This is a genomic window from Luteolibacter luteus, from assembly GCF_012913485.1.
Lineage (GTDB): Bacteria > Verrucomicrobiota > Verrucomicrobiia > Verrucomicrobiales > Akkermansiaceae > Haloferula > Haloferula lutea.
Window position 1 is genome coordinate 4211353 of record NZ_CP051774.1, and the last position, 15016, is coordinate 4226368.

Here is a 15016-nt window from a genome sequence, read left to right on the forward strand (position 1 = left end):
CCCGCCCGGAATCTTTCTGTTTCAATCGCTTGGCGATAACTGACTGCTTCCCAATCCCTGAGCCACATGGACCTCTCTTCACCTCTCTGGTATTTTTCCTACGTTCTCGTGCTAACCGGTCTGGCTGGCTTCGGCTTTCACCGGCTTTGCATCGTTTACCTCTACCTCCGCCACTCCCGGAAGAAGCCGCAGCCCAAGGAGATCTTCCAAGATCTGCCGCTGGTGACCATCCAGCTCCCGGTTTTCAACGAGATGCACGTCGTTGACCGGCTCCTCGATTCGGTCGCGAAGCTGGATTACCCGAAGGACAAGCTGCAGATCCAGGTGCTGGACGACTCCACGGACGAGACCACCGCGATCTGTCAGGCTGGCGTGGAACGCCTTCAGGGCCAGGGTTTTGATGCGGAAATGATCCACCGTGTGGATCGCACGGGCTACAAGGCTGGTGCGCTCGAAAACGGGACCAGGTTCGCCAAGGGCGAGCTACTTTTCATTCTGGATGCCGACTTCGTGCCGAACCCGGATGTGCTCCAGAAGACCGTTCACTATTTCTCGGACGAGAAGATCGGCATGATTCAGACCCGCTGGGGTCACCTGAACCGCACTTACAACGTGCTGACCCGCATCCAAGCGATGTTCTTGGACGGTCACTTGGAACTCGAGCAGACCGCCCGTAACCGCAGCGGTCGCTTCTTCACTTTCAACGGCACCGCCGGCATCTGGCGGAAAAGCTGCATCGCCGACGCTGGCGGCTGGGAGCATGACACCCTCACGGAGGACATGGACCTCAGCTACCGCGCCCAGTTGAAGGGCTGGCGCTTCATTTTCCTCAATGATGTGGAAACCCCGGCCGAGTTGCCTGTCGATATGGACGGCTTCAAGAGCCAGCAGCACCGCTGGACGAAGGGTTCGATTCAGGTTTGCAAGAAGGTCCTGCCTGCCATTTGGAAGGCCAAGGTGCCCCTCTACATCAAGATGGAGGCCACGGCGCACCTGACCTCGAACTTCGCCTACCTGATGCTGATCTGCCTCTGCTTCCTGATTTACCCGAATCAGAAGGCCGCTCCGGATTTCGGCGCTTGGACGACCTACATCGTCAATATCCCGATCTTCTTCTTCGCTTCCGTGTCGGTGGTAGTGTTCTACATCACGGCTCAGAAGGCATTGCGGCCCAATTGCTGGTGGAAGGAGTTGCCTTACCTTCCGCTGCTGCTGGCGCTGGGCATCGGGATGTCCGTCAGCAATGCCAAGGCGGTGATTGAGGCGATCTTCAATCACCAGACCGCCTTCGTCCGCACGCCGAAATACGGCATCGACCAGAAGCCGAAGGCGGACTGGAAGAAGTCCAGCTACAAGGCGATGAAGACCCTGACTCCGGTCGTCGAATTGCTCTTCGCCTTCTTCTTCCTCTTCGTCGTGGTGGAAGCTGCGATGCAAGGCCGCGTCTCTTCGGCAATTCTTCTGCTTCCCTTCCCGGTCGGTTTCTTCTATACATCGCTTTCGTCGATGGCCCGCATGCTGCCCTCCGGTCGCGTTCCTTCGGACTCCACTGCTGAAAACACCAAGGAATCCTAAGATAGCACCCCAATGATCAGGCGAATCCTGCAATCCGCCTTCCTCCTTTCTTTACTGCTCCCCGCGACTCTTTCGCTGAATAGCTGCGGGACGGCCAAAGACACTCGCAACAAGATGGTTGTGAGTGTCACGGACCAGAAGCTCCTGCTTGTCAAAGATGGCAAGCCGGTGAAATCCTACACGATCTCGACTTCCAAGTTCGGGATCGGCTCGAAGAACGGCAGCAACTACACGCCGCTCGGTCAGATGCAGGTCGCCCGCAAGATTGGCGACGGCTATCCGTCTGGGATGGTTTTCAAGAGCCGCCGTCCGACGGGTGAGGTTCTTCGGCCAAATGCCCCAGGGCGTGATCCCATCGTGGGTCGCATCATGTGGCTGCACGGCTTGGAAGCTCAGAACTCAAACACCTTCAAGCGCTGCGTCTATATCCACGGGACGCCGGAAGAATGGCGTCTCGGCACGCCAGCCTCTTACGGCTGCATCCGCATGGGGCAGAAGGACGTGGTGGACCTTTATGACCGGATCGGCGAAGGCGCCGAGGTGCGCGTGATGCGCGGCTCGCTGCTGGAGACTTGGGAAGGTCAGGAGTTCGCTAAAAAGCACTCCCCGCAGATGCTTCAGGATTACGCCAACCGGCAGATCCAGACCCAGCAACTGCAGGTCAGCAATCCTGGCGTCGCGAAATTGTAATTCCTGCCGCCAGACAAGCTTGACAGGGGCGGCGGTGTCCCTACATTGCCGCCCCCGCGCGACCCCGGTCGCCGAAACCGTCCGAATTTTTCAGAACATGGCCAATCACAAGTCCGCCCTCAAGCGCGTCCGTCAGACCAAGGTCCGCACGGAGCGTAACCGCGCCCGCAAGACCGTCATCAAGACCCTGCGCAAGAAGACCCTCGCTGCTGTCGCAGCCGCCGATGCACCGGCCGCTGGCCAGTCGCTCGCTGAATTCTCCTCCGCAGTGGACAAGGCTGCGAAGAAGGGCCTTATTCACAAGAACAAGGCAGCCAACCTGAAGAGCAAGGCCGCCAAGGCGATTGCCTCGATTGCCTGAGCCGCTTTACGGACGGTTTTTGATTTTCCGAAGCGGCTCCGGTTTCCGGCGCCGCTTCTGCTTTTAAACCGAGATGCCCCAAGCACCCCAAGAACCCGAATCGCGGCAAGCCAAGGCTGCGAAAATTGCTGCCAATCCCTCAGGCTACAAGGTCTGCGAGGGCTGCGATTCCATTGTCGGGGCTGGTGCAGTGCTCTGCCCGAATTGCCACAGCTATCGTTTCGACGACTCGGCGGAACGGGTCATTTTTCAGGCGAAGGCTCTGGGGGCACGGGAGCAAACTTCGGTCACTGCGGGTGACCTGAGCTGAGCTTCAAACCAGACTTCCCGCGGAGCGGAGATATTCCCAAGGCTGGGAAGGAACTGCCTGCCGTTTTTTCTAGACTAGGGTTTTCGGCGTAGCCGGTGCCGGTATCGTGGACGAGGCTGTCGGTGGCCAGGCTTGCTCGCGCTCGTCTTTGAGCGATTCGTCTGAGTGCTGCGAAGCTTTGCAAGGCTTGGGCTCTGACTCCCCCATTTCCGTAACGGATGCCGTTGCTTCGAGGGGGTGCAAAGCTCACGGCGGGCGAGGCTTTGCTGGTGCCCTCGGAGTGGCGCTTGAAAAGCGCCACTCCGCAGAAATTCCGTCGGCGGGTGCGGTCGGCTTATCGCTGCGTGACCTTCAGTCCGCTGGTGAGGGCTTCGACGACGGCCTTGTGGGCGGCATCGACTTCCTCGGCTTTCAGGGTGCGGTCGGCGGCACGGTAGTGCATGCGATAGGCGATCGACTTGCGGTCTGCAGCCAGCTTTTCACCGCTGGGATCCACGAAGACGTCGAAGCATTCGAAGCCCGTCAGGAGCGGCTCCTTCACCTTTGAGGTGAGCACTCGCTCGATTTCGGCATTCGCAAGGGCGGCGGGGGCTTCCATCGCGAAATCGCGGGAAGAGCCCGGGAACTGCGGGAGATCCTCCAGTGTCCCCTTGCCGCCGACGAGCTTGCGCAGCTTCGGCAGATCGAGTTCGGCGACGAAGACCGGACCGGAAGCGTCGAGATCGCGCTGACGGGAGGGCAGTAGCATTGCGAAGGTGCCGAGGTTCTGGCCGTCCGCTTGGATATCGCAAGCTAGGGCGAAGCCCTCGCGCTGGCGCGGGAGGAGCTGCAGGGACGTGGAGGGAACCAGTGCAGCGACAACGGCCTTGAGATCGTAGAGATCCGCAATGGCTTCCGATTGGGCCCAACTGGCGGGGAGGCCGGGGCCGGAAAGCAGGATGCCGAGCGAATCGGACTCGAGGTCCTTCGCCTTGCCACCGCCAGCATTGCGGAAGACGCGGCCGATTTCGAAGAAGCGCAGTGCCTTGGTGCCTTGGCGAATATTCCGCGCGGCGGAGGCGACGAGGCCGGGGACCAGGCTCGGGCGCATCACGGCGTGGTCCTCGCTGAGCGGCAGGCTCACGCGGATGGTGTCGCCGGGCAGAAGAGGCTTGAGCGGCAGGGCATCGATGACCTGTTCGTCGGAGATCAGCTTGATCGTCTGGCACTCGTGGAAGCCGAGGCCGGCGAGACGCTCGCGCAGGCGCATGTCAGCGTCGTAGGCGGCGTCGACAGGGCTGGAAGGTACGAAGGTGCCACTGAAGCGGGAAGGCACGGCATCCAGGCCCTTCACTCGGACGATCTCTTCGACGAGGTCGATGTGGCGTTGCAGATCGGCGCGGAAGGACGGCACGGCCCAGGTTCCATCTGCATTCTTGGAAAGGCCGAGGCGGGTCAGGATCGTTGCAGCTTCATCGTGGCCGATGCTAGCGCCGGTGAGCTGGTCTAGCTTGGCGAGATCAAGAGCCACTGGCTTCGTGAGCACCGGGGCTTCGCCTGCGGCCATCGTGACGGCCTCGGCGGTGCCACCGGCGATCTCAAGGATCAGTTTCACCGCCAGCGCGGAACCGGAGAGCACGCCATCCGGATTCACGCCGCGCTCGAAGCGGTAGGAGGAATCGGAAGAAAGCGCGGTGCGACGGGAGGTGCGGCGGATACGGGACGGAGTGAAATACGCCGACTCCAATAGGATATCGGTGGTGCCTTCGGTCACGCCGCTTTCCGCGCCGCCCATCACGCCGCCGAGGGCGAGAGCATGGCCGGCTTCATCGGAGATCACGCAATCCTCGGCTTGGAGGGGGTAGGTCTGATCGTCGAGTGCGAGGAACTCTTCGCCTTCCTTGGCAGTGCGGATGACGAGCGCGCCTGAAACCTTGGCGGCATCGAAGGCGTGCAGCGGCTGGCCAATTTCGTGCAGCACGAAGTTGGTGATATCGACGATGTTGTTGATTGGACGCAGGCCGATCGACTCGAGGCGCTCGGCAAGCCATGCCGGGCTGTCAGCGACCTTCACGCCGGAGATCTTCACGGCGGTGTAGAACGGGCAGGCATCGCTGGCTTCGATCTTCACGCCGTCTTGCGTGAAGGAGCCGCGTGCCGGGATTTCCAGCGGGGCCAGCGGCACTTCAAGCAGCGTGGCCATTTCACGGGCCATGCCGTAGTGGCTGAGCAGATCGGGACGGTTTGGCGTCACTTCGACTTCGAGAAGCACGTCGTTGTCGAAGAGCTCCTTCACCGGCTTTCCGATCGGTGCATCGTGCGGCAGGATCATCAGGCCGTCTTCCGCATCGACCAAGCCGATCTCGCTGGCCGCGCAGAGCATGCCCTTCGACTCGACACCACGCATCTTCGTCTCGCCGATGGTAAAACCACCGGGCAAGGCAGCGCCCGGGAGCGCGCAAGGAACGCGATCGCCGACCTTGTAGTTCTTCGCACCGCAAACGATCTGACGCAGCGCGCCTTCTCCGGCATCCACCTGTGTGACCTTGAGCTTGTCTGCATTGGGATGCTGGACAGCTTCCTTGATCTCCGCGACGACGACCTTGTCCGAGGACACTCCCTTCACTTCGATGCCTTCGACTTCGACGCCGGCGAAGGTGAGAAGCTTGTCGAGCTCGTCGGGGGTCTTGCCCTTCAGGTCAACGTGAGTCGCGAGCCAGTTCAGCGAAACGTTCATAGCCAAAAAATCTTCCGTGTTTTCCGTGTAATCCGTGGTGCTTCAGCTCAAGCGAACTGCTTCAGGAAGCGCGCGTCGTTCTCGATCAGCAGGCGGATGTCCTTGATGCCCCAGCGGATCATCGCGAGGCGATCGAGGCCCATGCCGAAGGCGAAGCCGGTGACCTTTGCCGGGTCATAGGCGCCATCATTCTTGCGTGAGGCGTTGATGGCCTCGAACACGGCGGGATCCACCATGCCGCAGCCGGCGACCTCGATCCAACGGGGATCCTGGCCCTTCACATGGAGCTTCACATCGATCTCGAAGCTGGGCTCGGTGAAGGGGAAGAAGTGCGGGCGGAAGCGGACCTCCGTTTCGGAGCCGAACATCTCCTGGAAGAAATATTCCAGCGTGCCCTTCAGGTCGCCCAGTGATACATCCTTGTCCACGTAGAGGCCTTCGAGCTGGTTGAAGACAGAAAGGTGGGTCGCATCGATCTCATCGCGGCGATAGGCGGAGCCGGGTGCGATGATGCGGACCGGCGGGACCTGCGATTCCATGGTGCGGACCTGCACGGAGGACGTGTGGGTGCGCAGCAGCTTGCCGGAGTCAAAGTAGAAGGTGTCCTTTTCGTTGCGCGCCGGGTGATCGGCGGGCGTGTTCAGGGCGTCGAAGCAGTGGAATTCGTCTTCGATTTCCGGACCTTCGGCGAGGGCGAAGCCCATGCGACGGAGGATCGAAATCGCTTGGTGGCGGAGAATCGTCAGCGGGTGAAGGGATCCGTGATGCAGCGCGCGGGAGGGCAGGGTGACGTCGATACCTTCGAGCGACTTCTTGTCCGCCGCGTCCTGCAGGCCTTGCTGCTTGCCTTCCAGTGCCGCGGTGATCGCGTTGCGGGCGGTATTGAGTAGCGCGCCCACGGCCGCTTTTTCTTCCTTCGGCACATCGCGCATGCCGGCGGAAACTTCGGTGAGCGTGCCCTTCTTGCCGAGCACAGCGACGCGGGCGTCCTCCAGCGAGCGGGTGTCCGTCGCGGCTTCGATCCGGGCCAATGCCTCGGCCTGAATGGCTTCGATCTGATCCTTCATGGGAAAGCGGGGCGCAGGGATTAGCCGCTGGCGGGGCGAGAGTCAAAGGCTTGTCTTCCGCCAAATCTGCCCAGGAAGGTCTCTGCCGGACAAATCGCTTTCCCCAGGCTACGGATCGGTGGAGCTTCCGCGCCATGAAACGGCGATTTTTCCTTCTGGCGGCGGCATTTCTCGGAGTTTCCCCGGTCTGTCCGGCGGAAGAGAAGGCCCCGGCCGAGGGACAGGAGGGTGGCTGGGTGATGGCCTATTTCCGCCAGCGCTATGAGGGCCGGGTAGAAATCGATGCCCAAGGGAAGGAGCATCAGGTCCCGCTGGCGGACCCGATGGCGGTGGAATACCTGCATCTGGCGATTTCGGCGGATGGTCGCAAGTGGACTCCGCTCAATGAGAACAAGCCGGTCTGGAACCAGCGGCTGCGCGATCCTTTCCTGCGGCGCGGGCCGGATGGGATGTGGCACCTGATGGGCACGGGCGGCGGGAATCTGCGGAAGGCGGAAGAGCGGGGATCCGGCCCGGTCTGTCTGCATGCGGTTTCGAGTGATCTGCTGAAATGGGATCTGGTGGAGGCGTTGCCCCTGATGAAGGGCGTGAAGGACGGAGAGGGCCGTCCGGTCCGGAACATCTGGGCGCCGGAGTGGTTCGCCGACCCAAAGAGCGGAGACACTTTTCTGATCTGGTCCTCGTCCTTTGAGGACGCGGGCTGGAAGAAGAGCCGGCTTTGGTATTCGCGGACGAAGGATTGGAAGACCTTCACTTCTGCAAAGGAGTTCTTCTCGGCGCCTTATTCTGTAATCGATGGGACCCTCCTGCTGGAGGGTGGGAAGTATTATCTCTTCCACAAGGAGGAGGAGTTCACCCGTGAAACCGGGGAACGCCGTGCCATCCGTGTGGCGGTGGCCGATCAGATCGAAGGGCCTTACAAGATCCATGAAGGGCCGCTGAACAAAGGTCAGATCGTTCCGGTGATCACGGAAGGTCCGAGCATCGTGCCGGATCCGAAAGGAGAAGGGTGGCTGCTTTTCTATGACTACTGCATGACGAACCGCTTCGGGCTTTCCTCGTCGAAGGACCTGTTGAATTGGGAGATTGAAGAGAAGGTCGAGTTTCCTGCCGACGCGCGGCATGGCAGTGTCTTCAAGGTGGATGCGAAGGAGTTGGAGGCATTGAAAGCCGCCTTCCCCGGGGAAACGCCATGATCTACTCCTTCCGGGTCGGGACATCCCTGAGTTCTGCCTCGGCTTCAAGGGCCTGAACCAAGCCCTGCATCACGAGGAGGTTGGAGTTCATTTTGGCCTCCAGCTCATCCAAGGAGGTCGGTTCCAAGTGGGTGAAGCCGGATTTTCGCCGGATCCGTGTGGCGGTTTTCACGCCTTCGTCCAGAAGGGTGTGCTGTTCCGCGGTGTTCAGGATGGTGCGGAAGTCTTTCACGAAGAGTGGATCGAGCAGGGGATCTTGGATCGCCGGAAGGGTCAGACCCACGTAATCCGTGGCAACCGGCTCTTCGATATAGGCAACCTGCTCTCCCAAGCGGGAACGGGTGTCTAGATATTCGTTTTCGGGAATCTCGCTTTTGGAGCAGGCGTCGGATGCCAGAAGCAGCTCCATCAAGGGCGCCGGATCCGAGGCCAGTTTTTCGGCGGCACTTCTCCGCATCCCGATGCAGCGGAACATGAAGTCCGCTGCGAGCTTGTCGGCTGCCGCGAGCTGTTCTTGGGAGAGTTTGAGGTCTCCCTGCATGGCGAGGACGTTGTAGAGAGAAAGAGGTCCCTCATTGGAGATCATCAGGGTCTGGAAGATCTCTGCGGACATGCTTGCTTGCCGGATGATGGTGTCGGCCGTGGCGCGGGCCTGATTGGTACGTGGGATGCCGTAGTTCTTCTCCAGTTGCTGGATGGCCAAGCGAGCCGGGCTGAGGTTGCGGGGTCTCTGATCCGCGGCTTGTGAAGGGCCACCCGTGGCTAGAGCGGCGGATGCGACGCTGCCAGAAGATGTCCAACCCGGTTTATCGGCAGTAGAGTGGACCAAGAGGCCGACTCCCAACAGGGCGAGCACGACAAGAGCGGCTGCGGCGTACTTCATGGATAGCAGGAGGGGTAAGAATCCAATGACCGACGTGCCGGCGAGCTTGGCTGCGTTCATCGCGCCGGTGGCGAGCGATGAAGACATCGAAATTCCGGCTTCCGCATCGGTGGCAAGGCCTGCTGCCAGTGCTGTTGCCAGCGCCGCGCTGCCGACTTGAGTGCCAAGCTTCAGCCGCAGGCGGTCCATGGCCCGGTCCACGCGCTTCTGGGCGGCTTCCACTGTGATGGAAAGGGAGGCGGCGATATCCCGCATGCTGAGTACCCGGTAGTGCCGGAGGAGGATAAGCTCTCGGTCTCCTTTCGCGAGGGAAGAGAGGGCTTCGTCCAAGGAGGCCTCGAGGTTCTTCCACAGAGCGAGCGGGGAATCCGTGGAAGAGCTTTCGAGATGATACCTTAGCCGTTCGCGTTTCCTGCATTCCCGCTCGCGGTGGTTCATCAGGTTCTTGGAGTTCAGGATCGCGGTAACGTGGAGCCATCCGGCCAAGGAATCGCGGGTCGAGAGAGAGCCAGCTTTCCGGGCCAAGGTGATGAAGGTCATTTGGGATGCCTCGGAGGCGAGTTGCCTGTCGCCACAGGTCCTCAACGCGGCCTTGTAAACGAGGCCGGCGTAGCGCTCCACGAGGGTTCGGAAGGCTGTTTCGGATTCGTGGATCTGCCATTGGCGGAGCAGATCGGCATCGGAGGATTCGGGCATTGCTTGAAAATGGACTGTTGAGCCAAGGGCCGGATCAGACAGGGAATTTAAACTTTCTCGTCGCGTCCGTGACCACCTCCCTCCTTGCCATCGGCTGCCCGGGCCGTCTGAATCCGCCCCGAAATGGCCCGTCCCGGATTGATTCTCAAGCTCAGCTGCCCTGACCAGCCTGGCATCGTCGCGAAGATTGCGAGTTATGTCGCCGGGCACCGGGGCAACCTGATCGAGTTTGCGCAGTTCACGGACAAGCTCTCCCTGCGCTTTTTCGCGCGATTGGAGATCGAGACCGGGGAACTGGATGTGGACCCGGAGGATTTCATCGAAGGCTTCGGCACGCTCGGACGCTCGATGAAGGCGGTGTGGCACTTCCGCCGCCTGCCTTACAAGATGCGCACGGCGGTGCTGGTGACGAAGACCGACCACTGCCTGAACGAGATCCTGTGGCGCGCGGAGATTGGCGAGATGCCGGTGGAGATCACCTCGATCATCGGCAACCGCGATACCTGCCGTCCGATCGCGGAGCGCGCCGGGATTCCGTTTCATCTGATCGAGATGGATGGCGAGGCCAAGGATGCGGGCTTCAAGAAGATCCGGCAGATCCTGGCGGATGAGAACGTGGAGCTCGCGGTGCTTGCCCGCTTCATGCAGATCATCCCGGATGACTTCTGCCGGGATTTCGCGGGACGGTTGATCAACATCCACCATAGCTTCCTGCCCGCCTTCATTGGAGCGAACCCTTACAAGCAGGCCTACGAGCGCGGGGTGAAGCTGATCGGCGCGACCTGTCACTACGTGACCGCGGATCTGGACGCTGGGCCGATTATCGAGCAGGAGGTCGAACGGGTGCAGCACTTCCACGCACCGAATGACCTCGTCCGCTTGGGGCGGAATTGCGAGCGGATCGCCTTGGCGAAGGGAATTCGTTACCACGTCCATGACCGCACGATCATCGACGGGCATCGGGCGATCGTGTTCCCGGATTGAGGGCCGGGGACCTTTGATATTTCCCGCCTGTTCCGCCTGTTATAACAGGGAAAATAACAGGTGGCGTTCCGGACGGTGCCGGTTTGGCAGTTGACAGGTTTCTTGTGGGGCTGCGTGCGGGACGCTTGGACATTTGCATGGGGCCATCATGGCCCCAAACCTGAGGTGCGATCTACTGCCAGACCGGAGCGGTTTTATGCGGGCTGGGCTTCCGGGCCGGGATTGGCCGCAGCCTTTCTGTCCCGCCGTTTCTTGGCCCGCAGGACGATGCCATCGAACATGAGGTAAACGACCGGGGTGGTGAAGAGGGTCAGCATTTGGCTAAGGGCAAGGCCACCAACGATCGCGTAGCCGAGGGGTTGGCGGAGTTCCGAGCCATCGCCGTGGCCGAGGGCCAGCGGGATGCCGCCGATCATGGCGGCGAGGGTAGTCATGAGAATGGGGCGGAAGCGCTTGATGCAGGCCTCGAAGATCGCCTTTTCCGGCTCCATCCCGTGATCGCGCTCCGCCTCGATGGCGAAGTCGATCATCATGATCGCGTTCTTTTTCACGATGCCGATAAGGAGAAGGATGCCGATGATCGCGATCACGCCGACGTCATGGCCGAAGGCCCAGAGCGTAAGCAGCGCGCCAAGACCGGCGGAGGGCAGCGTGGAGAGAATCGTCAGCGGGTGGATGTAGCTCTCATAGAGCATCCCGAGGATGATGTAGATGGCCACGAGAGCGGCGGCGATCAGGAGGGGCTGTGAGCGCAGGGAGTCCTGGAAGGCCTGAGCAGTGCCTTGGAAGCTGCCGATCACGGTGAGCGGCAGGCCCATTTCCTGGTTCGCTTTCTCCACCGCGGCCACGGCATCGCCGAGTGCGACATTGGGAGCGAGGTTGAAGGAAATCGTAACCGAGGGGTATTTCCCGAGGTGGTTCACCGAGAGTGGCTTGGTGCCGCCGGTGTTGAAGGTGATCAATGAGGAAAGGGGAACCTGGCCGCCGGTGATGGGGGACTTAAGGAAGATCTTGTCGAAGGTCGAGGGATCCTTCTGCAGTTCCGGAGGGACTTCGATGATGACCTTGTACTGGCTGACCTGGGTGTAGAACTGGGTCACCTGACGCTCGCCGAAGGCATTGTAGAGCGCGGAGTTGATGTCCTGGGCGGGGATGCCGAAGCGGCTGGCGGCCTGGCGGTCGATCTCGACATTCAGGGCCGGTGCTGCGGATTCCTGGTCGGAGGTCACATCACGGAGTTCGGGCAACTGCTTCATGCGCTCCATGATCTTCGGAGCCCATTCATTCAGCTCGTCCATGTCGGCATCGCGCAGGGCATACTGGAACTGCGTCTTCGACTGGAAGCCGCCCACGTTCAGGTCCTGCTGTGGCTGGAAGAACATGGTGATGCCCGGCACGCCCGAGGTGGACTTGCGGAGGCGGTTCATCACCTCGCCCACGGGATCGCGCTGGTCGCGTTCCTTCAGCGTGATGAAGAAGCGCGAGCTATTCATCGAGCCGCCGCCGCGGCCGCCGGAGCCGACGCGGTTTTGAAGGCCCTGGACGGCGGGATCGTTCTTGATGATCTCACCAATCTCCGCGACCCGCGCGGTCATGGCTTCGTAGGATATGTCCGGGGAGGCTTCAGCGGTGGCATTCATCAGGCCGGTGTCTTGCGAGGGGAAGAAGCCCTTCGGCATCTTCATGAAGACAAAGGCGGTGAGGCCGACGGTGATGACCAGAGAGAAGAGCGTGGATTTCCGGTGCCGCAGGACGAAGTGCAGCATGGATTCGTAGGTGCGCTCCAAGCCGCCGAAGAATTTCTCCAGCGCGCGTTCGAGTAATGCGAGGGGGGTTTTGCCCTTCGCAGGCTCATGATGGCGCAGGAAGCGCGAACACATCATCGGCACGAAGGTCAGCGAAACGAAGCCGGAGACGAGCACGGCCGCGGTCACGGTGACCGCGAATTCGCGGAACAGACGGCCCACGATGCCGCCCATGAGCAGCACGGGTATGAAGACCGCGATCAGGGAGAAGGTGATCGAAAGGATGGTGAAACCGATTTCCTTCGCGCCCTTCAAGGCCGCATCCATCGGCTTCATCCCGTCCTCGATGTGCCGGTAGATATTCTCCAGCATCACGATGGCGTCATCGATCACGAAGCCGACGGAGATCGTCAGCGCCATCAGCGAGAGATTGTTCAAGCTGAAGCCCAAAGCATACATGATCGCGAAGGTCGCGACGATGGAGATGGGCACCACGGCGCTGGCGATGAGGGTGGCCCGCATGTCCCGCAGGAAGGCGAAGACGACGACGGTCACCAGAACCACGGTCAGCACGAGGTGCATCTCAACCTCCGCCACGGAGGCACGGATGGTGCGGCTGCGATCGCTGAGCAGATCGATCTTCATTGCCGGCGGCATGGAGGCACGCAGCGCTGGCAGCAGGTCATTCACGCGGGCGATGGTGTCGATGACATTGGCATCGGCTTCCTTGCGGATGATGAGACCCACGCCCGGCTGGTTGTTCACCATGGCAGAGGAGCGCGCGGTTTCCGGTCCATCCACGGCCTGGCCCACGTCTCGCACGCGGATCGGAGCACCATTGCGATAGGCGAGGATCAGGTCGTTGTAGGGCTCCGCCTTGAGAAGCTGGTCGTTCGCGTAGATCGAGAAGCTCTGCCGGGGGCCATTGAGCGTGCCCTTTGGGGAGTTGATAGTGGCGGAAGCGATCACGCCGCGCACGTCATCGAGGGTGAGGCCGAGTGCCGCGAGCTTCGCGGGGTCCACCTGCACGCGCACGGCGGGCTTTTGTTCGCCCATCACGTCCACCTGCGCGACGCCGCTGAGCTGGGAGATCTGCTGCGCCACCACGTTCGAGGCATAGTCGCTCACCTGCGTGAGCGGCAGCACGTCGGAGGTGAGGCTGAGGATCAGGATGGGAGCATCAGCCGGATTGACCTTCCGGAAATTGGGCGGGCTAGGAAGATTTGTCGGCAGCTGTCCCCCGGCGGCGCTGATGGCGGCCTGCACTTCCTGTGCGGCGGCATCAATGTTCTTGTTGAGATCAAACTGGATGGTGATCTGAACGTTTCCCAAGCCGCTGGCAGAAGTCATCTGGGTGACTCCGGGAATCAGCGCCAGCTGATTCTCCAACGGAGTGGCCACGGAAGAAGCCATCGTTTCCGGGCTGGCACCGGGCAGGTTCGCCGAGACCTGGATGGTGGGGAATTCCACCTGCGGCAGGGGAGCCACCGCGAGGAAGGGGAAGCAGATGATGCCCGTCAGCAGGATGCCGATCGTGAGCAGCATCGTGGCGATCGGGCGCCGAATGAAGGGTTCCGAGATGCTCATTATCCGGGGTTCTTGCTGGTGATCTTCGCGCCGGGCTTGAGCTTGCTTTGGCCATCGCGCACCACGCGGTCGCCGGGTTGCAGTCCTTCCTCGATCACGGTGAGGTTATCGAGCGTCATGCCCGGTTTCACCTGGCGAGCTTCCACAGTCTGGTCATCCTTCACGAGATAGACGAAAGGCCCTTTCAGGCCGGGCTGGACGACTTCCGGCGGAACGACAATCGCGTCTTTCTTGGTGTCGACGAGCACCCTCGCGTTGAGGTACTGGCCGGGCCAGAGGGTGAAGTCCTTGTTCGGGAAAGATGCCTTGAGGCGGAGTGTCCCGGTGGTGTTGTCGATCTGGTTGTCCACTAGCTTGAGCATGCCTTCGTCGAGGAGAGTGCCCTCGTCATCGGTGGCCTGCACCCGGAGTTCGGCCGCGCCGGGCTTCATGTGCGGGCGCAAGTCAGGCAGGTAGCGCTGGGGAAGGGTGAAGATCACCGAGATGGGCTGCATCTCCGTCACGACCACGAGGCCTTCGGTCTGGCTGCCGGTCACCACGTTCCCGGCATCGACGCGACGGACACCGGTGCGGCCGGAGATCGGGGCGCGGACGGTGGTGAAATCGAGGTCGAGCTGGGCGGCATCGATGGCGGCTTGGTCCGCCTTTACCTGGGCGTCCAGCTGGGCGGCGGAAGCCTCCGCTTGGTCCACCAACTGGCGGCTGATGGCGTTCTCCTTCACCAGGGATTGGGCGCGCGCGAGAGTGGCCTGCGCATTGGCGAGCTGGGCTTCGTCCTGGGCTTTCTTGGCCTTCGCCTGTGCGAGGATGGATTCGAAGGGGCGGGGATCGATTTTCGCGAGGACATCGCCCTCCTTCACCATGGAGCCTTCGGTGAAACTGACGCTTTCCAAGGTGCCACCGACGCGGGGGCGGACGGTCACGGTATTGGCGGCTTGGACATTGCCGATGCCTTCCAGCCAGACGGGCAGGTCCTCGCTGGTGACTTCCGCGATCACCACGGGCACCTCTTGCGGGCCGCGCTGGCCCTGTGCCGCGCCTTTGGCGGCCGAGTTCACGCGATTCCGCACGACGTAGGCGGATGCCGCGGACAGGCCCAGCAGGGCGATCAGAAACCAAGAGACTTTCTTCATGAACAGGGAAGCTTACGGATGGACAAAGGCATCGATAGCACGGGAACCGGCCGGATGCGTGTCGGGTTGCTGG

Annotated in this window: 11 protein-coding genes; 6 read left to right on the plus strand and 5 right to left on the minus strand. The window is 61.4% G+C overall.

What is annotated here, in order from left to right; translation table 11 throughout:
- The first annotated feature begins 66 nt into the window (after window positions 1-66).
- The 4 genes from HHL09_RS17380 to HHL09_RS17395 all read left to right on the plus strand — a co-directional run bounded on the left by HHL09_RS17380 (window position 67) and on the right by HHL09_RS17395 (window position 2936).
- Window positions 67-1575 carry a cellulose synthase family protein gene (locus HHL09_RS17380; protein ID WP_169455885.1) on the plus strand — a complete coding sequence of 503 codons (1509 nt, stop codon included), beginning with the start codon at window positions 67-69 and terminating at the stop codon, window positions 1573-1575.
- 114 nt (window positions 1576-1689) lie between these two features.
- Window positions 1690-2265, plus strand: a complete 576-nt coding sequence (locus HHL09_RS17385; protein WP_169455887.1) for a L,D-transpeptidase — start codon at window positions 1690-1692, stop codon at window positions 2263-2265.
- 97 nt (window positions 2266-2362) lie between these two features.
- Complete coding sequence (rpsT, locus tag HHL09_RS17390; RefSeq protein WP_169455889.1) at window positions 2363-2626, plus strand: 30S ribosomal protein S20; 264 nt, start codon at window positions 2363-2365, stop codon at window positions 2624-2626.
- A 73-nt stretch (window positions 2627-2699) separates the two neighbouring features.
- A complete protein-coding gene (locus HHL09_RS17395) occupies window positions 2700-2936 on the plus strand; it encodes a hypothetical protein (protein WP_169455891.1) in 237 nt (78 codons plus the stop codon).
- Between the two features lie 334 nt (window positions 2937-3270).
- On the opposite strand, the gene pheT is transcribed toward HHL09_RS17395, so the two are convergent.
- Window positions 3271-5652 (minus strand): phenylalanine--tRNA ligase subunit beta, encoded by a 2382-nt coding sequence (gene pheT, locus HHL09_RS17400; RefSeq protein WP_169455893.1) that lies wholly within the window; start codon window positions 5650-5652, stop codon window positions 3271-3273.
- A 47-nt stretch (window positions 5653-5699) separates the two neighbouring features.
- Window positions 5700-6719 (minus strand): phenylalanine--tRNA ligase subunit alpha, encoded by a 1020-nt coding sequence (gene pheS, locus HHL09_RS17405; protein ID WP_169455894.1) that lies wholly within the window; start codon window positions 6717-6719, stop codon window positions 5700-5702.
- 134 nt (window positions 6720-6853) lie between these two features.
- Here pheS and HHL09_RS17410 point away from each other — a divergent pair, with 134 nt between their 5' ends.
- Window positions 6854-7915 (plus strand): glycoside hydrolase family 43 protein, encoded by a 1062-nt coding sequence (locus HHL09_RS17410; RefSeq protein WP_205760872.1) that lies wholly within the window; start codon window positions 6854-6856, stop codon window positions 7913-7915.
- A 1-nt stretch (window position 7916) separates the two neighbouring features.
- On the opposite strand, the gene HHL09_RS17415 is transcribed toward HHL09_RS17410, so the two are convergent.
- Entirely contained in the window at window positions 7917-9494 is a 1578-nt protein-coding gene (locus HHL09_RS17415; protein WP_169455895.1) for an RNA polymerase sigma factor, read from the minus strand.
- Window positions 9495-9617: 123 nt separating this feature from the next.
- On the opposite strand from HHL09_RS17415, the gene purU reads away from it, so the two are divergent.
- The gene (gene purU / locus HHL09_RS17420; RefSeq protein ID WP_169455896.1) at window positions 9618-10478 is read left to right on the plus strand and encodes a formyltetrahydrofolate deformylase; all 861 of its coding nucleotides are present in this window, start codon (window positions 9618-9620) and stop codon (window positions 10476-10478) included.
- 194 nt (window positions 10479-10672) lie between these two features.
- Here the strand turns inward: purU and HHL09_RS17425 are convergent, their stop codons facing one another.
- Together HHL09_RS17425 and HHL09_RS17430 are read right to left on the minus strand one after the other, a co-directional pair.
- A complete protein-coding gene (locus HHL09_RS17425) occupies window positions 10673-13810 on the minus strand; it encodes a multidrug efflux RND transporter permease subunit (protein WP_169455897.1) in 3138 nt (1045 codons plus the stop codon).
- Window positions 13810-14943, minus strand: coding sequence for an efflux RND transporter periplasmic adaptor subunit (locus HHL09_RS17430; protein WP_169455898.1), 1134 nt, complete (start codon window positions 14941-14943; stop codon window positions 13810-13812). The genes HHL09_RS17425 and HHL09_RS17430 overlap by 1 nt, the downstream gene beginning before the upstream one ends.
- Between the last annotated feature and the right edge of the window lie 73 nt (window positions 14944-15016).

Coding starts and splice junctions, on each gene's coding strand:
- HHL09_RS17380 (WP_169455885.1), top strand. CDS start 67: ATGGACCTCTCTTCACCTCTCTGGTATTTTTCCTACGTTCTCGTGCTA.
- HHL09_RS17385 (WP_169455887.1), top strand. CDS start 1,690: ATGGTTGTGAGTGTCACGGACCAGAAGCTCCTGCTTGTCAAAGATGGC.
- rpsT (WP_169455889.1), top strand. CDS start 2,363: ATGGCCAATCACAAGTCCGCCCTCAAGCGCGTCCGTCAGACCAAGGTC.
- HHL09_RS17395 (WP_169455891.1), top strand. CDS start 2,700: ATGCCCCAAGCACCCCAAGAACCCGAATCGCGGCAAGCCAAGGCTGCG.
- pheT (WP_169455893.1), bottom strand. CDS start 5,652: ATGAACGTTTCGCTGAACTGGCTCGCGACTCACGTTGACCTGAAGGGC.
- pheS (WP_169455894.1), bottom strand. CDS start 6,719: ATGAAGGATCAGATCGAAGCCATTCAGGCCGAGGCATTGGCCCGGATC.
- HHL09_RS17410 (WP_205760872.1), top strand. CDS start 6,854: ATGAAACGGCGATTTTTCCTTCTGGCGGCGGCATTTCTCGGAGTTTCC.
- HHL09_RS17415 (WP_169455895.1), bottom strand. CDS start 9,494: ATGCCCGAATCCTCCGATGCCGATCTGCTCCGCCAATGGCAGATCCAC.
- purU (WP_169455896.1), top strand. CDS start 9,618: ATGGCCCGTCCCGGATTGATTCTCAAGCTCAGCTGCCCTGACCAGCCT.
- HHL09_RS17425 (WP_169455897.1), bottom strand. CDS start 13,810: ATGAGCATCTCGGAACCCTTCATTCGGCGCCCGATCGCCACGATGCTG.
- HHL09_RS17430 (WP_169455898.1), bottom strand. CDS start 14,943: ATGAAGAAAGTCTCTTGGTTTCTGATCGCCCTGCTGGGCCTGTCCGCG.